Below are 20,420 nucleotides of genomic sequence, written 5' to 3'. Positions count from 1 at the left end.
CTGGGCCTCGGCGAGCAGCTCCGCAGCCTGGTAGGAGTCGAGGCCGGGTGCCTCGAAGCTCTCCTCGAGCTCGCGCCCGAAGGCGACCGACGAGGCAACGACGACGAGTGCCAGGACCGCCCAGGTGCTGATGGCGACCCAGGGCCTGGTGGCGGCGGACCGGCCGAGCCGGTAGAGGAGATCGGACATGCCTCCACGCTGTCGCGGCGGCGGACGATCCACATCGGGCCGAGGACGGGTGGGCTCGTCGGCCGAAAGTACGACCAGCACCTCGTGCTTGTGCCCCGTACGACGAGGCCGGCCGCTCCCTAGGCTGGCGTGGTGCCAGTACCGGGAGCCGCCTTCGTCCGCTCGGTGCTCGCCGAGCCCCGGGCCCTGGACCCGCCGGTGCGGGTGTGGCGGGACTGGGTCCTGGTCGGCGGGCTGTTGGTCACGGCCGTGGCCGAGGCGGTCTTCCGCCCCGACGTGCCGATGCGTCCCTTGGCCACCGTTGTCGCGCTGCTGGTGATCCCGGTCCTGCTCTGGCGGCGCACGCATCCGTTGCTGGCGACCGCGGTCGGCTTCGGTGGCGCGATGGTGCTGCACGTGCCGGCGTTCGTCGACGACGTGGCCGATGTGGGGCTGTATGCCATGGCCGGGATCGTCGTGCTGCCGTACGCCTTGTACCGCTGGGCAAGTGGTCGCGAGGCCTTGGTCGGGACCGCGATCGTCGCCGTTCCGGCAGGCCTGGGTCTCGCGACCAGTGCGACCGTCGGGGACGTGGTCGGCGGCACCACCCTGCTCGTCGCGGTGTTCGCGCTCGGGGCCGCGATGCGCTACCGCGCGGTCGCGCACCAGCGCCGGGTGACCGAGGCCAGGACGTTCGAGCGCGGTGAGCTCGCCCGCGAGCTGCACGACACCGTCGCGCACCACGTGTCGGCCATCGCGATCCAGGCGCAGGCAGGGCGGGCCGTCGCTGCCGCGGACCCGGCGGCCGCGGTGGACGTCCTGGCCGTGATCGAGTCGGAGGCCTCGCGGACGTTGCACGAGATGCGGACGATGGTCCGGGTGCTCCGCGACGGCGACTCGGTCGACTACGCACCGCAGCGGGGCATCGGCGACCTGGACGAGTTGACCCGGATGAGCCCCCTGGTGCGGGTGGAGTGCGCCGGCGACCTGGCCGGCCTGCCCCAGCCGGTGGACGTCGCGGTCTACCGGATCTGCCAGGAGTCGGTCACCAACGCGATCCGGCACGCGGTCGACGCCACGGCGGTCGGCGTGGAGGTGTGGGGCGACGCCGGCGTCGTACGGTTGCGTGTGCACGACGACGGCGAGGGAGCCCGCCCCTCCAGCGCCGTGGGCTACGGACTGCTCGGCATGGCCGAGCGGGCCAAGCTCCTCGGCGGCACCTGTCATGCGGGGCCGGACCCGGCCGGCGGCTGGACCGTCGAGGCGACGCTGCCGCGCGACGTGCCGCGATGACCAGCCGAGGGACGATCAGGGTCGTGGTCGCCGACGACCAGCTCCTGGTCCGCACCGGCCTGACGATGATCCTCGACGCCCAGCCCGGGATCGAGGTCGTCGGCGAGGCGGCGGACGGTCACGAGGCGGTGGCCGTGGCACGCGAGCTGCGTCCCGACGTCTGCCTCTTCGACATCCGGATGCCCGGCATCGACGGCGTGGAGGCCACCCGCCGGCTCGCCGGCCCCGGCGTCGAGGACCCCCTCGCCATCGTGGTGATCACGACCTTCGACCTCGACGAGTACGTGCACGGCGCGCTGAAGGCCGGCGCTCGGGGCTTCCTGCTCAAGGACGCCGGGCCCGAGCTGCTGGTCCAGGCGATCCACGCCGCCGCGAACGGCGACGCACTGATCTCCCCGAGCATCACGCGCCGGCTCCTCACCACGCTGGCCGGCCTGGAGCGGGCTACCCCGCCGGCGCAGCCGGTCGAGCCGCTCACCGACCGCGAGGAGGAAGTGCTGCTCGCCGTCGCCCGCGGCCGCACCAACGCCGAGATCGCCGAGGAGCTGCACATCACCCTGAGCACCGTGAAGACCCACGTCGCCGCGCTGATGAACAAGCTCGGCGCCCGCAACCGCGTCGAGGTCGCGATGTGGGCGTACGAGACCAAGCGGGTCAGGGAGTAGGTCCGGCGGACCCGTTACTCGTCGCCGGTCAGGTTGAACGCGCGCAGCCGCCAGCCGGTCCGCCAGGTCGCGACGCCGGCGACGACGAGCATCGCGACGACGGCGTACGCCAGCGGCAGGTCGTCGACCAAGGACAGGTCGGCGACGTTGTCGACCACCTCGGTCGACCAGCGGGTGACGCTCAGCCAGCGGATGCCGTCGAGCAGCCCGCCGAGCAGGCCCTCCCAGACCAGCACGTAGATCAGGCCGATCACCACCGCGTGCCGGGTCATCACCGACAGCAGGGCGAAGACGGCGCAGTACGTCGCGCCGCCGAGCAGCGACCCGATCGCGAAGCCCACGGCGACCAGCGGCTCGCCGGTGCGCATGACGAGCCCGGCGACCAGCATCGGGAAGGCCCCGAACACCAGCACGCAGGCGACGGCCACGACGAGCTTGCTGGCCACGATCGTGTGCCGGGAGATCGGCTTGGCCAGCAGGTAGGAGACCGACCCGTCGTCGATCTCCGGTGCCAGGAGGCCGGACGTCGCGAGCAGCGCGATCAGCGGCACCAGGACGACCAGCCCCAGACCGTAGAGCGTGAGCTCGGTGGCGTCGTTGTCCTGGCCGACCAGCGCCCGGACCAGGACGGCGAGTCCGATGAGGAGCATCGGCAGGACGAACAGCAGGATGCCGCGCCGGCGCCCGAAGATGCCGTGCACGCCGAGCCGCACGACGGTCGGCGAGATCACCGGGCTCCGGGTCGGGGTCGTCGGGGTCGTCGAGGTCATGAGGACACCAGGTAGGAGAAGACGCTCTCGAGCGACTCGTCGGTCGGGGTGACCTCGTGGAGCCGGACGCCGTGCTCGCGGGCCAGCCGGGGGAGCACCTCGCTGAACCGGCCGAAGTCCGACGCCTCCAGCTCGATGCCGCCCTCAGGCCGCAGCCGGGCGCCGCGGACCGACGCGTCGGCGAGCAGGACCGAGGCCATCAGCCGGTCGTCGGCGGTGCGCAGCACGAACCGGTTGGGCCGGTCGGTCATCAGCCGACGGATCGCCCCGAAGTCACCGGATGCGGCGTGCCGGCCGGCGACCACGACCTCGATCTGCCGGGCGACCTGCTCGACCTCCTCGAGGATGTGCGAGCTGAACAGGACGGTCCGGCCCTCGGCGCCCATCGACCGCAGCAGCTCCATCAGGTGGATCCGTTGCCGGGGGTCCATCCCGTTGAACGGCTCGTCCAGCAGCAGCACCGGCGGGTCGTGCACGAGGGCCGACGCCATCTTGACCCGCTGCTTCATGCCCTTGGAGTACGTCGCGATCTCGCGGTCCTGCGCGTCGGTCATCTCGATCACGCCGAGGGCCCGCTGGGCCGCGGCCCCCGGGTCGGGGAGACCGTGCAGCTCGGCGCAGGCGACCACGAACTGGCGGCCGGTGAGGTAGTCGAACAGCGCCTCCCGCTCGGGGACCAGGCCGAGCTTGCGGTAGACGTGCTCGTTGCGCCACAGCGGCTCGCCGTCGAGCGTGACCGTGCCCGTGGAGGGTGCCAGGAAGCCGGACATCATCGCGATCAGGGTGGACTTGCCGGCGCCGTTGGGGCCGAGCAGCCCGGTGACGCCGGGCCCGATCGTCATGGAGACGTCGTTGACCGCGACGACGTTGCGGTACCACCGCGACACGTGGTCGATCACGATCGTGCTCATGGCTGCCTGCTCACGGTTGGACCGACCGGTAGCGAGCCATCAGGGCGCCGAGCGAGCCCAGGACCATGACCAGCACGGCAGCGCAGTAGGCGAGTCCCATCGCAGTGCTGTCCGGCGGTGTGATGGTGCCCTCGGGGGAGTCGAAGAGGAACACCTGCACCCCGTTGACCAGCGTGTAGGGCGAGAACATCCCGGCCACCTGACCGACCGTCTCGCTGTCGGCGTCGTAGGAGATGCCCTGGACCGTCGCCACGACGGTGTAGCTGACCAGCAGCACCACGATCACCGCGGCGACCGCCAGCCCGCGCCGGACGGTCAGCGCCGCGACCACGGCGGCCAGGCCGGAGAGGCAGGCGGCCAGCAGGACCGCGCCGGCCAGCCCGCCGAGGAAGCGCCCCGTCTCCCGGCCGACCGGGAGGTCGGCGAGCAGCCCGCCGACGTACATCAGCAGCAGCGGAGCCCCGATCAGCAGGAACGTCGCCGCCGTCAGCGACGCCACCCGGATGACGACGTAGACCGACCGGCGCATCGGCCGCGCGAGGTAGAGGGTGATCGTCTGGAACCGCAGGTCGCGCGACAGCAGGGTCGGGGCCTGGGCGGCGACGAACACCGAGATGAGCAGCTGCGTGGTGAGCGGGTAGGTGGAGTACGCCACCAGGTGCTCGTCGAGCTCGAGCACGTCCCGCGCCTGCACCAGCACGCCGGTCAGGATGAGCGCCGGGAGCAGCATCATCCCCAGCAGGGTCATCGGCAGGACCTTGGAACGACCCGAGCGGCCGAGTCCGTAGGCGTTGCGCAGCCCGGTGACGAAGAAGGACCACGCGACCGGGCCCTCGCCGAGCCGTGGCCCGGTGTAGGGGCGGTAGCCCAGGTCGTGGATGACCCCGGACGGTGGGCGCCCGGACAGGTCGGTCTCAGGCCGGTTGGACATGGCCCGCACCTCCCTCGCGGAACACGTCCTCGATCCGGTGGTGCCGCTCCTGCATCCGCACCAGCCCCAGGCCGAGGTCGACGGTGAGGTCGCGTACGACGTCCGGGGTGGTCTCGTCGCGGACGTCGACCTCGATGAGGGTGCCGCCGAGCGGACGCGCCACCAGCCCCGCGTCGACGAGCGCCTGGCCGAGCTCGCGGTCGGCGTCGGGCCGGCCCTGCACCTCGACGACCAGGCTGCCGGTGGCGTGCATGAAGTCCGTGGTGGCCGAGGAGCGCAGCAGCCGCCCGCCGTCGAGGACCACGACGTGGTCGCTGACCTGCTCCAGCTCGCCGAGCAAGTGCGAGGTCACCAGCACCGAGATGCCGAAGTCGCGCCCGATCCGCCGGACCAGGGCCAGCATGTCGTCGCGCGACGACGGGTCCAGCCCGTTGGTCGGCTCGTCGAGCAGCACCAGCCGCGGGTCGTGCACGAGCGCCTGGGCCAGCTTGGCGCGCTGCTTCATGCCCGTGGAGTAGCCGCCCATCGGCCGGTAGCGCTCCTCGGCCAGCCCGACGTGCCGGAGCACGTCGGAGGCCCGCTCGCGAGCGGCGGCGTACGGCAGCCCGGACATCTGGCCCATGTGGACGACCAGGTCGCTGGCCGAGACGTCGGCGGGCAGGCAGTCGTGCTCGGGCATGTAGCCGACCAGCCCGCGGATCGTCGCGCCCTCGTGGGCGACGTCGTGCCCGAGGACCCGCGCCGTGCCGCTGGTCGCCGGGACCAGGCCGAGCAGGATCTTGATCAGCGTCGACTTGCCAGCGCCGTTGGCGCCCACCAGGCCGGTGACGCCCTCGCCGACACTCACGTCCAGGTCGTCGAGCGCGGTGACGGAGGGGTACCTCTTCGTCAGCCCCGCGGTCTCGATGACGTGCACGCGGCCAACCTACGCGGCCGGCTCCTGGACGGCCCGCCGTTCGTCCCTACAGTGGGCGGCGAGGCACGGACCCAGGAGTCGCCATGACCGCCATCGAACCCGCCAGCCCGCCCGTCCGCCGGACCCTGCCCGGGCCGGCGTACCACTCAGAGGCGGACTACCGCCTCGACCAGGAACGGGTGTTCTACCGCAACTGGATCTACGTCGGCCGCGCCGAGCGGGTCCCCGAGCCGGGGTCGTGGATGCGGGTGGAGATCTGCGGCGAGAGCGTGCTGGTGGTGCGCGGCAAGGACGAGCGGATCCGCGGCTTCTACAACGTCTGCCGCCATCGCGGCTCGCGGATCTGCGACGACGAGCAGGGGTTCGCGCGGACCCACCTCCGCTGTCCGTACCACGCCTGGGGCTACGCCCTCGACGGCACGCTGGCCGTCACGCCGATGGTCGACAAGGACGAGATCGACCGCGCCTCCACGTCGCTCTGGCCGGTGCACGTCGACGTCTGGGAGGGGTTCGTCTTCGTCAACCTGTCCCGGGAGGAGCCGCGGCCGCTGCTCGAGCACCTCGCGGACCAGCAGGACGAGACGCTGGGGCTGGCGCGGTTCGGCCTGTCCGAGCTGCGCATCGCCAGGATCACGACCAACGAGGTCCGGGCCAACTGGAAGATCGTGATCGAGAACTACAACGAGTGCCTGCACTGCCCGACGGTCCACCCGGAGCTGGTGGCCGTGGTGCCGACGTTCCGGACCGGTCATGTATTCGACGAGACGCGCGACGACGGCGGGGTGTCACTGGCCGACGGACGGACCGCCGTCGCGGACGACCCGCGGCTGAGGCTGCCGCTGCTGCCGGGCTTCAAGAACGGCGGCGACCCGTCGTCCTACTACGGCGCGGGCGTCTACCCCACGATGTTCCTCGACGTCGACGGGTCCAGCTGCCTGGCGACCGCGGTGTTCCCGACCGGCCCGCAGAGCTGTCGGCTGGTCACGGAGTACCTGTTCAGCCCCGAGGCGCTCGAGGACCCCGACTTCGACCCGTCACCGGTCGTGGACTTCAACGAGCGGGTGACCCGGCAGGACAACGAGGCCTGCGAGCGGGTGCAGCGCGGCGTCACCTCGCGCGCCTTCGACCACGGCGTGTTCCCGGCCAAGGACGCGTGGGTGTTCGGCTTCGACGAGCGCTACCGGCGAGACGTCGAGCACTGACGAACGGCCTCCGGCCGGGAGTGAGATCCGTGTGAGCTGTTGACAAGCAATTAGTAAGTCTGACTAACTAACTAATGTGAGCAGCGCGACCAGCCCCGCCCGCCGCCCGCTGCGCCCGTCCGGGAAGCTCCTCCCGGAGGACGCCCGGCGGCACCACCGCTCGCTGCTCCTCCAGCTGCTGTTCCGCTACGGCCCGGCCAGCCGGGCCGACCTGGCCCGCTCCAGCGGGCTCACCCGGGTGACCGTGTCGGACCTGGTGGCCGAGCTGGTCGCCGAGGAGCTCGTCACCGAGACCACGGTGACCATGTCGGGCCGGGTCGGGAAGCCGCCGGTGCTGGTCACGCTCGCCACCGGCTCCCGGGTCATCGTCGCCATCGACCTGTCCACAGACGGACTGGTGCAGGGCGCTCACGTCGACCTCGGCGGCCACGTGCTGACCCGTCACGAGCTGCCGCTGGACGGCCGCCGGGGACAGGGTGCCGTCGACGTCGTGCACGACCTCGTCCGCGAGCTGGTGGACTCGGCTCCGCGACCGGTCCTGGGCATCGGCGTGGGCAGCCCCGGTGTCGTGGACGCCGGCGGCACCGTCATCGACGCGCCCAACTTCGGCTGGACCGACGTCGCGCTCGCCGCCGACCTGCGGGCGGCGTTCGACCTCCCGGTCTTCGTCGCCAACGACGCCAACACCGCCGTCCTCGGCGAGCACACCTTCGGCGACACCGGCGACGGCGGCCTGATGCTCCTGCGGGTCGGGACCGGTGTCGGCGCGGGCCTGGTGCTGGAGGGCGCGCTGCTGCACGGGCACCGGTCCGCCGCCGGCGAGATCGGACACGTCGTGGTCGACCCGGACGGCCAGGCCTGCGCCTGCGGCCGGCGCGGGTGCCTCGAGACGGTGCTGTCCGTGCCGGCGCTGCGCCGCCAGCTCGAGGACGGCGACGTCGAGACCGTGCTCGCCGACGTCGGCGTGCGGCTCGGGACCGTGCTCGCCCCGGTGGTCGGCACCCTCAACCTCCACGAGCTCGTCCTCAGCGGCCCCGCCGACCTGCTCGACGGCCCCCTCCTCGCGGCCACGGACCGCACCATCCGCGAGCGCACCATGCCGGTCTCCGGCGACGAGCTCGTGATCAGGACGTCCGGCCTGGGCGAGGACGGAGGCGACGTCGTGCTCGTCGGCGCCGCCGTGCTCGTGCTGGCCGGTCAGCTCGGGGTCTCGTGAGGCCCCGAGCTCACCACTCGTCGCGGCCTCGGCCGCGGCGACACCAGGCGACACCAGGCGACACCAGGCGACACCAGGCGACACCAGGCGACACAACAGGCAACAACTAGGGAAGGGAACACCACGGTGGCGACACGCAGATCAGCGGTACGACGGATGGCCGCGGCGACCGCGGGCGTCCTTGCTCTCGGGCTCGGCCTCACCGCGTGCGGTGACGACGACGAGAGCCCCTCGGGAGGCGGCGGGGGCGGTGACGAGTCCGCCGAGATCCGCGTCTGGGTCAACGGCGCGGACACACCCGACGCCGCCCGGGACTGGCTGAAGACGACCTTCGAGGACCAGAACCCCGGGTCGACCCTCACCATCGAGGAGCAGGAGTGGGAGGGCCTCGTCGAGCGGCTCACCACCGCGCTCTCCTCGGAGTCCGAGACGCCCGACGTGGTCGAGATCGGCAACACGCAGGCGCCGACCTTCACGACCGCCGGAGCGTTCGCCGACCTCACCGACGACCTCGGCGACCTGGGCGGCGACGACCTGCTCCCGGGCTTCGTCGACGGCGCCACCGTCGACGGTGCGACGTACGCCGTGCCCTACTACGCCGGCTCCAAGTACGTCTTCTACCGCAAGGACCTGTTCGAGGCGGCCGGGCTCTCGGTGCCCACCAACATGGACGAGTTCGTCCAGACCGCCATCGACCTCAAGAAGGCCAACCCCGAGCCGGCGAGCTTCTCCGGCTTCTGGTTCCCCGGTCAGGACTGGCGCAACGGCGTCGCGTTCGTCTGGGACGCCGGCGGCGACCTGGCGACCGACGAGGGCGGTGAGTGGCAGGGAGCCCTGTCCACGCCCGAGTCGATCGCCGGGCTCGAGACCGTGCAGACCCTGATGACCGAGGCGTCGGGGGCGCCCAAGGACGGCAACGAGGCCGACCCGCAGGCACCGTTCTGTGCCGGTGAGATCGGGATGATGGCGGCGCCGAGCTGGGTGACCGGCCTGATCGAGGACCCGGAGACCGGCTGCCCGGACATGATGGCCAACGTCGGCGTGTTCGCCCTCCCCGGCAGCGACGGCGGTCCTGCGCCGGTGCTGCTCGGCGGGTCCGACATCGCGGTCGCGGCCAAGTCCGCCAACCAGGACCTCGCCAAGGAGGTCGTGGCCCTGATGGTCAGCGACGAGTACCAGACGCTGATGGCCGAGGCCGGGCTCACCCCGGCCAAGGAGTCGCTCGCCGGCCTGCTCGGTGACGACGAGTTCGCGCAGGCCGCGATCCTCGCCGGCTCGAACGCCAAGCTCACGCCGGCCTCGCCCGGCTGGGCCCAGGTCGAGGGCTCCCGGGTCCTCGAGGACCTGTTCGTGGAGATCGCCAAGGGCGGCGACGTCGCCGAGCTGGCGGCCGCCGCGGACGAGGCCATCACCGAGCAGCTGAACTAGAGCTCGGGGCACCGTCGTACCGCCGGGGCGGTCACTCCCACGACCGCCCCGGCTGTGTGACGCTGCCCGAGAGCCGTGCCAGACAAGAGGCAGACAAGAGCCAGACATGAGCCGGACGAGGCCAGAGAGGAGGAAGGTCATGGCCGCCACCCGGAGCCTGCCCGCCGGTCTCCCGGCCGCGACTCCCGAACGCCGGCCGCGTCCGCCACGACGGCGCGGGCCGCTGCTGCCCTACGTCCTGGTCGTCCCGGCGGTCGTCGCGCTCGGCCTGGCGCTGGGCTACCCGGTGCTGCGCCAGGTGCAGCTCTCGCTCCAGGAGTTCGGCCTGGCCCAGCAGTTCGGGGCGCCGGCCGAGTGGGTGGGCCTGGACAACTACCGCGAGCTCCTCGGGCAGGCCTACCTCTGGAAGGTCGTCGTCCGCTCACTGGTCTTCTGCGTGGTGAACGCCGGGCTCACCCTCGTCATCGGCATGGGCGTCGCGCTCCTGATGACCCGGATGTCGAAGCCGGTCCGGCTGCTGGCTCAGACGGGGCTGCTGCTGGCCTGGGCGATGCCGGTGCTGGCGGCGCTCACCGTGTGGCAGTGGCTGTTCGACACCCAGTACGGCATCGTCAACTGGCTGCTCACCCGGCTGGGCGGCGACTACGAGGGGCACTCCTGGCTGCTCGAGCCGTTGTCCTTCTTCTTCGTGGCGACGGTGATCGTGGTCTGGATGAGCGTGCCGTTCGTGGCCTTCACCGGCTACGCCGCGCTGACCCAGGTCTCCGAGGACCTGGTCGAGGCGGCCGAGCTCGACGGTGCGAACGGCTGGCAGCGGCTGCGGCACATCGTGCTGCCGAGCATCCGGCCGGTGCTGCTGGTCGTCGGACTGCTCGAGATCATCTGGGGGCTGCGGGTCTTCACCCAGATCTACGTCCTCCAGGAGGCCGGCGGCGTCACCCGCGAGACCAACCTGCTGGGCACCCACATCTACCGCCTCGGCATCGCCGGCGGTGACTTCGGCACCGCGGCGGCGGTCGCGATTTTCATGCTCGCGCTCACCGTGGTGCTCACCGCGCCGTACGTCCGCACGATGCTCCGCCAGGAGGAGCTCGACGAGCTCGAGGGGACCGCCCGCTGATGGCCCGCCGCACCTCCACCCCCGCCCGCATCCTGGCCGACCTGGTCGGGCTGCTGGTGCTCGCGGTGTGCGCCTTTCCGGTCTACTGGATGGTCAACACCTCGCTGCTGCCCCGCAACGAGATCCGCGCGCCCGAGCCGACGTTCACTCCCCTCAACGGGACGCTGGCGAACTACCGCCGGGTCCTCTCCGGAGACGCGTTCGGTGACGCCCTGCTCATCAGCCTGGCGGTCACGCTGCTGACCGTCACGGTCGCGCTGGCCTTCGGGTTCCTGGCCGCGCTGGCGGTGAGCCGGTTCCGGTTCCGCGGCCGCAAGGGCTTCATCGTCACCCTGCTGCTGGTGCAGATGATCCCCGTCGAGGCGCTGTTCATCAGCCAGTACAAGATGCTCGAGGGCTTCGACCTGCTCAACACCGTCGCCGGCCTGACCCTGGTCTACGTCGCCAGCGTGCTGCCGTTCACGATCTGGGTGCTGCGCGGCTTCGTCGCGGGAGTGCCCTACGAGCTCGAGGAAGCGGCGATGATGGACGGCTGCTCGCGCTTCGGGGCGTTCCGCCGGGTGACCTTCCCGCTCCTCGCGCCGGGCCTGGTGGCCACCGGCGTCTTCGGGTTCATCCAGGCCTGGAACGAGTTCACCCTCGCCGTGGTCGTCATGACCCGCGAGGACCGGCGCACCCTGCCCCTGTGGCTGAGCGGGTTCGTCGACGTCAACCGCGGTACGGACTGGGGCGCGATCATGGCGGGCTCGACGCTGATCGCGATCCCGGTGGTCGTCTTCTTCCTCATCGTCCAGGGCCGGATGGTCAGCGGCCTCACCGCGGGCGCGGTGAAGGGATGACCGGTGCAGGGATGAGCAGCCTCGAGCGCGCGGCCCTGGCCGTGCTGCTGCCCGGGTTCGGCGGGACGTCGCTGGGCGACGGGCCACGCCGGCTCCTCGACGAGGGCCTCGGCGGGGTGTGCCTGTACGGCGCCAACACGGCGGACGGACCCGACGCCGTGGCCGCGCTCACCGCCGCCATCAACGAGGTCGCCGGCGCGGTCGTGGCGGTCGACGAGGAAGGTGGCGACGTCACCCGGCTGCACGCCGCCGAGGGGAGCCCCGTGCTGGGTGCCCTCGCGCTCGGCGCGGCCGACGACCTCGCCCTCACCCGCCAGGTGGGCCGGCAGATCGGGTCCGAGCTGGCCGCGCTCGGGGTCACCATGACCCTGGCCCCGGTCGCCGACGTCAACAGCCGCCCCGACAACCCCGTGATCGGCACCCGCAGCTTCGGCACCGATCCGGACCGGGTCGCCGCCCACGTGGCCGCCTGGACCGGAGGAGTCCAGGGGGCCGGAGCGGCCGCCTGCGTCAAGCACTGGCCCGGCCACGGCGACACCGACCTGGACAGCCACCTCGACCTGCCCCGGCTCGACGCCGGCGACGCGCTGCTGCACCGCCGGGAGCTGGCGCCGTTCCGCGCCGCGGTCGAGGCCGGAGTGGCCGCGGTGATGACCGCGCACATCGTAGTGCCCGCCTGGGACCCCGACCGGCCGGCGACGCTCAGTGCCACCGCTCTGGCGAGGCTCCGCGACGAGCTGGGCTTCACCGGCGTCCTGGTCAGCGACGCCCTCGACATGGCCGGTGCCTCGGCGGCCATCGGCATCCCGGGGGCCGCGGTGCTCGCCCTCGCCGCCGGCTGCGACCTGCTCTGCCTCGGCGCCGACCCCGGCGCGGCCGACGCCGAGGTCCGGCTGGTGCGCGACGTGCAGGCCGCGATCGTCGCTGCCGTGCACGACGGCCGGCTGCCCGAGGAGCGGCTGGCCGAGGCCGCAGGCCGGGTCGCCGCCCTGCCGCGGCCGGCCCCCGGCCAGCGGTACGACGAGGCCGACCCCGTGCTGCTGCGGGCGGGGGCCGCTGCGGCGGTCACCCTCGAGGGGACGCTTCCCGACCTGCGCGGCGCCCGGGTCGTCCGGGTCGACTCGCCCGGCACGATCGCGGTCGGCGACGTCCCGTGGGGACTGCCGGTCGACGGGCCGTTCGACGAGCTGCCCGACGGGCTCCCGGCCCTGCCGCTCGTGGTCCAGGTGCGGGACGCGCACCGTCAGCCGCACGTCGCCGAGGCGCTGGCCCGGGTGGCCGGCCGGGACGCCGTGGTCGTCGAGTGGGGCTGGCCGGGTCCCGCGACGACCGGGCTGCCGAGGATCTGCTCGCGCGGCTGGTCCCGCCCCGGCAGGTCTGCCGTCGAGGAGCTGCTGAGGTCGGCAGGGTGGGACCGATGACCGCGAACGGACCCGGCCTGATCGGCCTCGACATCGGGGCGACGAAGACGCTCGGCGTCCTCGTCGACCCCGACGGGCACGTGCAGGCCCAGGAGCTGCAGGCCACCGCGCCCGGCGCCGCCGGCGTCATCGACACCGCCGCCCGGGTCGTCGCCGACCTCGGCGGCGGCGCCGCAGCGGGCTCGGTCGGGGTCGGCATCCCGGGGCTGGTGGACCACGTGGGCGGCGAGGTGCAGCACGCGGTCAACCTCGGCCTCAACGGAGACCGGCTGTCGCTGCGCGCCCTGCTCGAGGAGCGCTGCTCGCTGCCCGTGCACGTCGAGAACGACGTCAACGCGGCCACCCTCGGCGCCGTCGCCCTGAGCGGCATCCAGGACCTGGTCTACCTCTCCATCGGCACCGGGCTGGCCGCCGGGATCGCGATCGACGGCCGGGTCCGGCGGGGCGCGACCGGCGCGGCCGGCGAGGTCGGGCACGTGCCGGTCGACCCGGCCGGCGCGCTGTGCCGGTGCGGTCAGCGGGGCTGCCTCGAGACCGTGGCCTCCGGCTCGGCACTCGCGGCGGCCTGGCCGTCGGGGGACCGGCCCGCCGCCCAGGCCCTCTTCGCGGCCGCGGCCGCTGGTGACCCCGCGGCGATCGCGGTCCGCGACCGGTTCAGCGCCGGCGTGGCCGACGCCGTGCGCACCCTCGCCCTCAGCGTCGACCCGCAGACGGTCGTGCTCGGCGGCGGGGTCGCCCACCTCGGGCAGGTGCTGGTCGACCACGTGGCCGAGGCGCTGCGCCGGCAGGCCGCGTCGTCCCCCTTCCTCGCCTCGCTGGACCTCGCCGCCAGGCTGCGGGTCGTGCCCGAGGGCCAGCCCGTCGCCGCGATCGGCGCGGCGCTGCTGGGGCGGCCGTGACCAGCGCGGCCCTCGAGCTGCCCGGCCTGGTCGACCTGCAGGTCAACGGCGCCGCCGGGCACGACCTCACCTCCGATCCCGACCGGCTGTGGGACGTCGCCGCCGCGCTGCCGGCGTACGGCGTCGCCGCGTTCCTGCCGACGGTGGTCACCAGCGACCCGGCGGTGCCGGCCCGCGCCCTGGCGGTGCTCGCCGCCGGCCCACCCCGGGGATGGTCCGGAGCCACCCCGCTCGGGCTGCACCTCGAGGGCCCGATGCTGGCCCCGGCGCGCAAGGGCGCGCACCCCGAGGAGTGGCTGCGCGACCCGTCGCCGGACCTGGTGGACGGCTGGTCGCGGGAGGCCGGCGTCGCGATGGTGACCCTGGCCCCCGAGCTGCCGGGTGCCCTGGAGGTCGTCGAGCTCCTCGTGGCCCGCGGGGTCGTCGTGTCGGTGGGCCACACCGCCGCCACGTCGGCGCAGGTCGCCGCAGCCGTGGAGGCGGGCGCCACCTACGTCACCCACCTCGGCAACGCGATGCCCCCGATGCAGGCCCGGGAGCCCGGACCGGTCGGTGCCGCCCTGGGCACCCCCGCGCTGGCGGCGGGCCTGATCGTCGACGGCCACCACCTGGACCCGGCGTTCGTCCGGGCGGCCTGGCAGGCGCTCGGCCCGGAGCGGTTCGTCCTGGTGTCGGACACGACCGCTGCCCTGGGCATGCCGGCCGGCCCGGCTCGGCTCGGGCACCGCGACGTCGTCCTCTCCGCCGGGACCGTGCGGCTGCCCGACGGGACGCTCGCCGGGTCGGCGGCCTCCCTGCGCGACTGCCTGCACCTGCTGGTCGAGCAGACCGGGTGCCCGGTCGAGGACGCGGTCACCTGCGCCACCACCACCCCGCTCCGGCTCCTCGGGCTGGACCCGGCGGAGGTGCGCTGATGGAGGTGGTCCCGCTCCACTCCGCCGACGAGGTGGCGCGTCTCGCCGCCGACACCGTCGAGCGGCTGGTCCGCGAGCGACCCGACGCGGTGCTGGGTCTGGCCACGGGCTCCAGCCCGGTGCCGGCCTACCGCGAGCTGGTCCGCCGGCACGAGTCCGGCGTCGCGCCGTCGTACGCCGGCGTGCGGTGCGTCCTGCTGGACGAGTACCTCGGGCTGCCCGCCGGCCACCCGCAGACCTACCGAGCCACGATCGCCCGCGACGTCACCGACGCGCTGGGCATCCCGGCCGATCGCGTGCACGCCCCGGACCCCGCCGACCCCGAACGGGCCGGTTCCGCCTACGAGGCACTGCTCGGGGACCTCGGCGGCGTCGACCTGCAGGTGCTCGGCATCGGCACCGACGGGCACCTGGCCTTCAACGAGCCGGGCTCGTCGCTGGGGTCGCGCACCCGGGTCAAGACCCTGACCGAGCAGACCCGGGCGGACAACGCCCGCTTCTTCGGCGCACCCGACGAGGTGCCGAGGCACGTGCTCACCCAGGGGCTCGCCACCATCGGCGACGCCCGGCACCTCCTGCTGGTCGCCACCGGTGCCAGCAAGGCGGACGCGGTGGCCGCGGCGGTCGAGGGGCCGCTCACCGCCTCCTGCCCGGCGTCGGTCCTCCAGCTCCACCCCCACGTCACGGTGCTGCTGGACGCCGCCGCGGCCGCTCGGCTCGCGAACGCCGAGCACTACCGCCACGTCTACGCAGGCAAGCCCGCCTGGCAGCGGCTCTGAACCGCGGCTACCGGCAGGGTCCCGTCGACGCGCGCAGCACGAGCTCGGTCGGGAGCAGGACCCGGGGCTGGTCGTCGGGAGCGCGGACCCCTGCCGTGAGCAACAGCTCCACGGCGGCGCGGCCGACGTCGACGTGCGCGCCGCCCAGCGTGGTCAGCCCGGGGCTGCAGACGTCGGCGGCGAAGATGTCGTCGAAGCCGACCACGCTCACGTCTTCGGGCACCCGAAGCCCCCGCTGGGCCAGCCGCTGCATGACCCCGATGGCCAGCAGGTCGTTGTGCGCGACCACGGCGGTGGCGCCGGCGTTGACCGCCCCGTCTGCGGCGGCGCCGCCCTGGCTCACCTTCGGTGTGAACGGCCCGAGCCGTCGCGCCGAGATGCCCACCTGCTCGGCAGCGGCTCGCAACGCCGCCCAGCGGGTGGCGGCCATCCAGGAGTTGCGGGGGCCGCTGAGGTAGAGGACGTCGCGGTGGCCGAGCGAGGCGAGGTGGGCCACGATCTGGCGGCAGCCCTCCACGTGGTCGAGCACGACGCTCGCCAGGCCGGGCAGCTCGCGGCTCATCAGGACGACGGGACGCTGCGCCGCCACCTGCTGGAGGTTCTCGTCGGGGAGCCTGCTGGCCGCGAGCACGAACCCGTCGACGGCGGGGGACAGGCGCTGGATCTGCTCCCACTCGACCCTCGGCGACTCCTCGGCGTTGACCAGCAGCAGCGTGTACTCCGAGACCCGCGCGCGGAGTTCCGCACCCCGGATGAGGTCGAAGTAGTGGGGGTTGGTGATGTCGGAGACCACCATCGCGACCGTGTGGTGCTTGCCCGACAGCAGTGCCCGCGCGTGCGGGTTGGGGCGGTAGCCCAGCTCGGCCGCCACCGCCAGGATCCGCTCCCGGGTGTCGGCGGAGACCCGGCCCGGCTGGGAGAACGCGCGGGAGACCGTCGAGGTGGCCACCTGCGCGGCGGTGGCGACGTCGTAGATGGTCGGACCGCTCACCAGTCCAGGAAACAGGATCTGGCAACAATGTGGCAACCCATTGCCTCGGGGTGACCCGGCTCCGTACTTTCTCGCCCTGTGACCGCCGACACACCGACGACACCGACCCGGGAGCTGCCGCCCTGGCTGGCCCGGCTCGGGCGGGTGCTGACCGCGATCGAGGTGAGCATCGGCGTCGCGGCGCTCCTCCTCATCTTCGGGCTGGTGCTGCTGCAGGCCGGTCAGCGCTACCTGCCCATCGACGGCTGGCCGTGGACCGGCGAGCTGGCCCGGTTCTGCCTCGTCTGGCTGACGTTCGTCGTCGCCGGGGTGCTGGTCACCAACGACTCGCACATCTCGATCGAGATGATCGACCTGGTCCCGGGCGACCGGTTGCGTCGCGTGGTGCGGGTCGTCTCCTGCCTGATCGTCGCGGCGATCGGCGTCGGGCTCTGCCGCGAGGCCTGGGAGCTGATGGACACCCAGGGCATCCTCAAGTCGCCGGCGATGCGGATGCCGATGTCGTGGCTCTACGCCGTGTCCATCATCGGGTTCGTCAGCGTGGTGGTCCGCTCGCTCCTGGCCGCGTTCCGGTACGCCGTGCGCGGCGTCCCCGAGCCGACGTACGACGACGTCGAGGTGCCGGCGTCATGAGCGTCCTCGTCCTCTGCCTCCTGATCACCGCGCTGCTGGTGATCCGGGTGCCCGTGGCGTTCGCGTTCTTCGGGCCGTGCCTGCTCTACATGATGACCAGTGACCAGTCGGTCGGCCTGGCGCTCCGGCTCGTGGCCAACTCCACGGCCAGCTTCCCGCTGCTCGCGGTGCCGCTCTTCATCCTGCTCGGCTGCATCGCGAACCACGCCGGCATCGCCGACCGGCTCTTCGACTTCGCGCTGGCCCTGCTCGGCCGGGTGCGCGGCAGCCTGGGGTACGTCAGCGTCGGCGTGAGCCTGGGGTTCTCGTGGATGAGCGGCTCGGCGGTGGCCGATGCCGCCGCCCTCGGCAAGGTCGAGATCCCCGCGATGCTCAAGGCCGGCTACTCACGGCCGTTCGCCCTCGGCGTCGTCGGCTCGTCCTCGCTGATCGCGCCGGTGATGCCGCCGAGCATCCCGGCAGTCATCTACGCCGGGCTCGCCGGAGTGTCGACGGGTGCGCTCTTCGCCGCCTCCGTGGTGCCGGCGCTGCTCATGGCGGCGGGCCTGTGCCTCGTGGTCTTCCTCTGGGTGCGCCGGATGCCCCACCTGCAGCGGACCGAGTTCAGCTGGAGCCGGGTCTGGGTGACCGGACGGCGGGTCATCGCCCCGCTCGGCGCCCCGGTGATCATCCTCGGCGGCATCCTCGGCGGCTTCATGACGCCGACGGAGGCCGCGGCCGTCGGCGCCCTCTACATGCTCCTGCTCGGCTTCGCGTACCGCAGCCTGAGCGTGAAGGACCTGCGCGCGGTGCTGGTCGAGGCGGCGCTGACCACCGGCAGCATCATGCTGATCGTCGCCTCGGCCAACCTGCTCGGCTACATCCTGGCGCGCGAGCGGATCCCCCAGGAGATCTCCGAGTCGATGCTGGGCCTCACCAGCAACCCGACGGTGTTCCTGCTGCTGGTCTTCCTGCTGTCGATGGTGCTCGGCACCGCGCTGGACGCGATCGCGGTGCTGACGCTGACGGTGCCGATCCTGCTGCCCATCGCGCTGCAGTACGACGTCGACCCGATCGCGCTCGGGGTGCTGATGATCCTGTCCCAGATGATCGGTCTGCTCACGCCGCCGGTCGGCACCGTGGTCTTCGTCCTCCAGGCGATCACCCGGGCCCGGATGAGCGAGGTCTTCTGGGGGTCGCTGCCGTTCCTCGTGCCGCTCACCCTGCTCTGCTTCGGCATCATCTTCTGGCCGGACGCGATCCTCTACCTGCCCGAGAGGCTGGGGCTGTGACCGCCGCGAGCGCCACGTCGGGCCGGCGGTCCTGGCTGACGGGGCTGATCGGCCACGGCGTCGGCCCGTCGCTGACGCCCGAGCTGCACGAGCGCGAGGCGGAGCGACAAGGTCTGCGCTACGTCTACAAGGTCATCGACCTGCCCGACGGCCTGGTCGACCGCGCGCGCCTGGCCCGGCTCCTCGCCGCGGCGATCGAGCTCGGCTTCGACGGGCTGAACGTGACGCACCCGGTGAAGCAGGCGATGGTGCCCCTGGTCGACGAGGTCAGCCCCGAGGCGACCGCGATCGGCGCGCTCAACACCGTGCTGCTCCGAGGCGGCCGGACGGTCGGGCACAACACCGACGTCAGCGGTTTCCTACGTTCCTTCCGGGACACCCTCCCCGATGCCGACCGGGGCCGCGTCGTGCTCGTGGGCGCCGGTGGGGCGGGCACCGCCGTCGCGCATGCGCTGTGCGAGCTGGGGACGGAGCGGCTCCTCGTGGTCGACCTGGACGAGGGGCGCGCCGCCCGGCTCGCAGCCACGCTGCGGGACCACCCCACCGCGGTGCAGCTGGTGCCCGCGACGGCGGACGGGCTGGCGCTGGCGATGGCCGGCTCGGCCGGCCTGGTCAACGCGAGCCCGATGGGGATGGCCGCGCACCCCGGCTCGCCGGTCCCCGGCGAGCTGCTGCGACCGGACCTATGGGTCGCCGACATCGTCTACCGGCCGCTCGCGACGGCGCTCCTCGGCAGCGCCCGCGCCGCCGGGTGCACCGTCCTGAGCGGCGCCGGGATGGCGGTCCACCAGGCCGCCGACGCCTTCGAGCTGATCACCGGCCGCGTCGCGGACCGGGACGCGATGCTCCGCGACTTCGACGAGCTCGTCGCCGCGGAGACCACACCTGGCTCGACCTCGAGCTCGACAACCGGCTCGACCGACCCCGCTCGGGACACCACTGGAGAAAGGAACCGATGATGGCAGTGCGACACCACGGGCAGCGCAGGGGACGGAACGCGGCTCTCGCGGTCTGTGCCTTGACGTTCCCGCTCGCTCTCGTCTCCTGCGGAGACGACGACGACGGCGAGGGATCAGGTGGCGAGGGCGGCGGTGACGTGACGCTGCAGCTGGCCCACAGCTACACCGAGACGCAGCCGCAGCACCGCTGCGGGGCGCAGGTCATCGCCGACGAGGTCGAGAAGGCCGACGTCGGGGTGACCGTCGAGATCTTCCCGGCGAGCCAGCTCGGCGCGGACGCCGACCGGATCGCGTCGGTCGTCTCGGGCGACATCGACATGGACATCCAGGGAGCCTCGGCGCTCGGTGCGGTCCACGAGCCGGTGTCGGTGCTCGACGCGGCGTACGCGTTCGACGACAGCGACCACCTGGCCCGGTTCTTCGACAGCGACGCGTCGGACGACCTGCTCCAGGGGTTCGAGGACGAGACCGGCGTCCACACGCTCGGAGCCTGGTCGGCCGGCATGCGCCAGTTCACCGCCAACGAGCCGATCCGAAGCCCCGACGACCTGGACGGCCTCCGGATGCGGTTCCCGAACTCACCACAGTTCCTCATGAACGCCGAGGCGCTGGGCGCGGAGGCGACCGAGGTGGCCTACGAGGAGCTCTTCCTGGCGCTCCAGCAGGGCACGGTGGACGGGCAGGAGAACCCGATCACCAACATCGCGGCCAGCAGCCTCCAGGACGTGCAGGACTACATCAGCATGTCCAACCACCAGGCCAACTCCAACCTGGTGATCATCGGCGCCGACGCGTGGGGCGGTCTCTCGGAGGAGCAGCAGGACGCACTCGACGAGGCCGTCGACGCCGCCGAGGAGCAGGTCCCGGGGTGCGTGGCCGAGGACGAGGAGGCGACCCTCGCCGAGTGGGAGGAGAGCGGAGCCATGGAGGTCGTCGACGACGTCGACGTCGAGGCGTTCCGCAGCCAGGCCGATGCCTACCTCCGCGAGAACTTCGGCGAGGAGCAGCTGGCCGTCTACGAGGCGGTCCGCGGCGAGGCCCAGTGAGGAGTGCCCTGTGAGGAGAGGCCGGATGAGCGGGGTCCGGGACAGGTG

Annotated in this window: 21 protein-coding genes; 15 read left to right on the top strand and 6 right to left on the bottom strand. The window is 72.9% G+C overall.

Annotated elements, in window-relative coordinates; all coding sequences use genetic code 11:
* A partial coding sequence (locus tag JHD21_RS04930) for a hypothetical protein (protein WP_292672116.1) occupies positions 1-189 on the bottom strand: 189 nt, incomplete at its 3' end.
* A 132-nt stretch (positions 190-321) separates the two neighbouring features.
* Here JHD21_RS04930 and JHD21_RS04925 point away from each other — a divergent pair.
* Together JHD21_RS04925 and JHD21_RS04920 are read left to right on the top strand one after the other, a co-directional pair.
* Positions 322-1,461 carry a histidine kinase gene (locus tag JHD21_RS04925; protein WP_292672114.1) on the top strand — a complete coding sequence of 380 codons (1,140 nt, stop codon included), beginning with the start codon at positions 322-324 and terminating at the stop codon, positions 1,459-1,461.
* Positions 1,458-2,126, top strand: a complete 669-nt coding sequence (locus tag JHD21_RS04920; RefSeq protein ID WP_292672112.1) for a response regulator transcription factor — start codon at positions 1,458-1,460, stop codon at positions 2,124-2,126. Before JHD21_RS04925 ends, JHD21_RS04920 begins: the two co-directional genes overlap by 4 nt.
* 14 nt (positions 2,127-2,140) lie before the next feature.
* Here JHD21_RS04920 and JHD21_RS04915 read toward each other — a convergent pair whose 3' ends face one another.
* Genes JHD21_RS04915 through JHD21_RS04900 form a run of 4 tightly spaced genes read right to left on the bottom strand, consistent with a single transcriptional unit; the run spans position 2,141 to position 5,654 of the window.
* Entirely contained in the window at positions 2,141-2,896 is a 756-nt protein-coding gene (locus JHD21_RS04915) for an ABC transporter permease subunit (protein WP_292672111.1), read from the bottom strand.
* Positions 2,893-3,807 (bottom strand): ABC transporter ATP-binding protein, encoded by a 915-nt coding sequence (locus JHD21_RS04910; protein WP_292672109.1) that lies wholly within the window; start codon positions 3,805-3,807, stop codon positions 2,893-2,895. Before JHD21_RS04910 ends, JHD21_RS04915 begins: the two co-directional genes overlap by 4 nt.
* A gap of 10 nt (positions 3,808-3,817) precedes the next feature.
* Positions 3,818-4,738: an ABC transporter permease gene (locus JHD21_RS04905; protein WP_292672108.1), complete on the bottom strand. Its 921-nt coding sequence runs from the start codon at positions 4,736-4,738 to the stop codon at positions 3,818-3,820.
* Positions 4,722-5,654, bottom strand: a complete 933-nt coding sequence (locus JHD21_RS04900) for an ABC transporter ATP-binding protein (protein ID WP_292672107.1) — start codon at positions 5,652-5,654, stop codon at positions 4,722-4,724. The genes JHD21_RS04905 and JHD21_RS04900 overlap by 17 nt, the downstream gene beginning before the upstream one ends.
* Positions 5,655-5,737: 83 nt before the next feature.
* Here JHD21_RS04900 and JHD21_RS04895 point away from each other — a divergent pair, with 83 nt between their 5' ends.
* The 9 genes from JHD21_RS04895 to JHD21_RS04855 all read left to right on the top strand — a co-directional run bounded on the left by JHD21_RS04895 (position 5,738) and on the right by JHD21_RS04855 (position 15,472).
* Positions 5,738-6,856 carry an aromatic ring-hydroxylating dioxygenase subunit alpha gene (locus JHD21_RS04895; protein WP_292672106.1) on the top strand — a complete coding sequence of 373 codons (1,119 nt, stop codon included), beginning with the start codon at positions 5,738-5,740 and terminating at the stop codon, positions 6,854-6,856.
* 76 nt (positions 6,857-6,932) lie between these two features.
* Positions 6,933-8,072 carry an ROK family transcriptional regulator gene (locus JHD21_RS04890; RefSeq protein WP_292672105.1) on the top strand — a complete coding sequence of 380 codons (1,140 nt, stop codon included), beginning with the start codon at positions 6,933-6,935 and terminating at the stop codon, positions 8,070-8,072.
* 156 nt (positions 8,073-8,228) lie between these two features.
* Entirely contained in the window at positions 8,229-9,500 is a 1,272-nt protein-coding gene (locus JHD21_RS04885; RefSeq protein ID WP_292672104.1) for an extracellular solute-binding protein, read from the top strand.
* Between the two features lie 139 nt (positions 9,501-9,639).
* On the top strand, positions 9,640-10,620 hold the full coding sequence (locus JHD21_RS04880) for a sugar ABC transporter permease (RefSeq protein ID WP_292672103.1): 981 nt from the start codon (positions 9,640-9,642) through the stop codon (positions 10,618-10,620).
* Entirely contained in the window at positions 10,620-11,459 is an 840-nt protein-coding gene (locus tag JHD21_RS04875) for a carbohydrate ABC transporter permease (RefSeq protein WP_292672102.1), read from the top strand. Before JHD21_RS04880 ends, JHD21_RS04875 begins: the two co-directional genes overlap by 1 nt.
* A gap of 11 nt (positions 11,460-11,470) precedes the next feature.
* A complete protein-coding gene (locus tag JHD21_RS04870) occupies positions 11,471-12,880 on the top strand; it encodes a glycoside hydrolase family 3 N-terminal domain-containing protein (protein WP_292672101.1) in 1,410 nt (469 codons plus the stop codon).
* The gene (locus JHD21_RS04865) at positions 12,877-13,779 is read left to right on the top strand and encodes an ROK family protein (protein ID WP_292672100.1); all 903 of its coding nucleotides are present in this window, start codon (positions 12,877-12,879) and stop codon (positions 13,777-13,779) included. Before JHD21_RS04870 ends, JHD21_RS04865 begins: the two co-directional genes overlap by 4 nt.
* On the top strand, positions 13,776-14,693 hold the full coding sequence (locus JHD21_RS04860) for an amidohydrolase family protein (RefSeq protein ID WP_292672099.1): 918 nt from the start codon (positions 13,776-13,778) through the stop codon (positions 14,691-14,693). Before JHD21_RS04865 ends, JHD21_RS04860 begins: the two co-directional genes overlap by 4 nt.
* The gene (locus JHD21_RS04855; protein WP_292672098.1) at positions 14,693-15,472 is read left to right on the top strand and encodes a glucosamine-6-phosphate deaminase; all 780 of its coding nucleotides are present in this window, start codon (positions 14,693-14,695) and stop codon (positions 15,470-15,472) included. The genes JHD21_RS04860 and JHD21_RS04855 overlap by 1 nt, the downstream gene beginning before the upstream one ends.
* Positions 15,473-15,479: 7 nt before the next feature.
* On the opposite strand, the gene JHD21_RS04850 is transcribed toward JHD21_RS04855, so the two are convergent.
* The gene (locus JHD21_RS04850; RefSeq protein WP_292672097.1) at positions 15,480-16,463 is read right to left on the bottom strand and encodes a LacI family DNA-binding transcriptional regulator; all 984 of its coding nucleotides are present in this window, start codon (positions 16,461-16,463) and stop codon (positions 15,480-15,482) included.
* Positions 16,464-16,541: 78 nt separating this feature from the next.
* Here JHD21_RS04850 and JHD21_RS04845 point away from each other — a divergent pair, with 78 nt between their 5' ends.
* From JHD21_RS04845 to JHD21_RS04830, 4 genes are read left to right on the top strand one after another with little or no spacing between them, the layout of a single operon-like run.
* Positions 16,542-17,096 (top strand): TRAP transporter small permease subunit, encoded by a 555-nt coding sequence (locus tag JHD21_RS04845; protein WP_292672096.1) that lies wholly within the window; start codon positions 16,542-16,544, stop codon positions 17,094-17,096.
* Positions 17,093-18,367, top strand: a complete 1,275-nt coding sequence (locus tag JHD21_RS04840) for a TRAP transporter large permease (protein WP_292672095.1) — start codon at positions 17,093-17,095, stop codon at positions 18,365-18,367. The genes JHD21_RS04845 and JHD21_RS04840 overlap by 4 nt, the downstream gene beginning before the upstream one ends.
* The gene (locus tag JHD21_RS04835; protein ID WP_292672094.1) at positions 18,364-19,326 is read left to right on the top strand and encodes a shikimate dehydrogenase; all 963 of its coding nucleotides are present in this window, start codon (positions 18,364-18,366) and stop codon (positions 19,324-19,326) included. Before JHD21_RS04840 ends, JHD21_RS04835 begins: the two co-directional genes overlap by 4 nt.
* Positions 19,327-19,385: 59 nt before the next feature.
* Positions 19,386-20,372, top strand: coding sequence for a DctP family TRAP transporter solute-binding subunit (locus JHD21_RS04830; protein WP_292672093.1), 987 nt, complete (start codon positions 19,386-19,388; stop codon positions 20,370-20,372).
* Positions 20,373-20,420: the final 48 nt, after the last annotated feature.

This window comes from Nocardioides sp., assembly GCF_016462705.1.
Classification (GTDB): Bacteria; Actinomycetota; Actinomycetes; order Propionibacteriales; family Nocardioidaceae; genus Nocardioides.
The sequence above is the reverse complement of the archived record's forward strand: the minus strand, read 5'-3'. Positions and strand labels throughout refer to the sequence as shown.

Excerpts from the sequence above, each read along its gene's own strand:
- JHD21_RS04875 (WP_292672102.1), top strand. The coding sequence starts at position 10,620 with ATGGCCCGCCGCACCTCCACCCCCGCCCGCATCCTGGCCGACCTGGTC.
- JHD21_RS04865 (WP_292672100.1), top strand. The coding sequence starts at position 12,877 with ATGACCGCGAACGGACCCGGCCTGATCGGCCTCGACATCGGGGCGACG.
- JHD21_RS04870 (WP_292672101.1), top strand. The coding sequence starts at position 11,471 with ATGAGCAGCCTCGAGCGCGCGGCCCTGGCCGTGCTGCTGCCCGGGTTC.
- JHD21_RS04905 (WP_292672108.1), bottom strand. The coding sequence starts at position 4,738 with ATGTCCAACCGGCCTGAGACCGACCTGTCCGGGCGCCCACCGTCCGGG.
- JHD21_RS04880 (WP_292672103.1), top strand. The coding sequence starts at position 9,640 with ATGGCCGCCACCCGGAGCCTGCCCGCCGGTCTCCCGGCCGCGACTCCC.
- JHD21_RS04855 (WP_292672098.1), top strand. The coding sequence starts at position 14,693 with ATGGAGGTGGTCCCGCTCCACTCCGCCGACGAGGTGGCGCGTCTCGCC.
- JHD21_RS04840 (WP_292672095.1), top strand. The coding sequence starts at position 17,093 with ATGAGCGTCCTCGTCCTCTGCCTCCTGATCACCGCGCTGCTGGTGATC.
- JHD21_RS04895 (WP_292672106.1), top strand. The coding sequence starts at position 5,738 with ATGACCGCCATCGAACCCGCCAGCCCGCCCGTCCGCCGGACCCTGCCC.
- JHD21_RS04910 (WP_292672109.1), bottom strand. The coding sequence starts at position 3,807 with ATGAGCACGATCGTGATCGACCACGTGTCGCGGTGGTACCGCAACGTC.
- JHD21_RS04920 (WP_292672112.1), top strand. The coding sequence starts at position 1,458 with ATGACCAGCCGAGGGACGATCAGGGTCGTGGTCGCCGACGACCAGCTC.
- JHD21_RS04885 (WP_292672104.1), top strand. The coding sequence starts at position 8,229 with ATGGCCGCGGCGACCGCGGGCGTCCTTGCTCTCGGGCTCGGCCTCACC.
- JHD21_RS04915 (WP_292672111.1), bottom strand. The coding sequence starts at position 2,896 with ATGACCTCGACGACCCCGACGACCCCGACCCGGAGCCCGGTGATCTCG.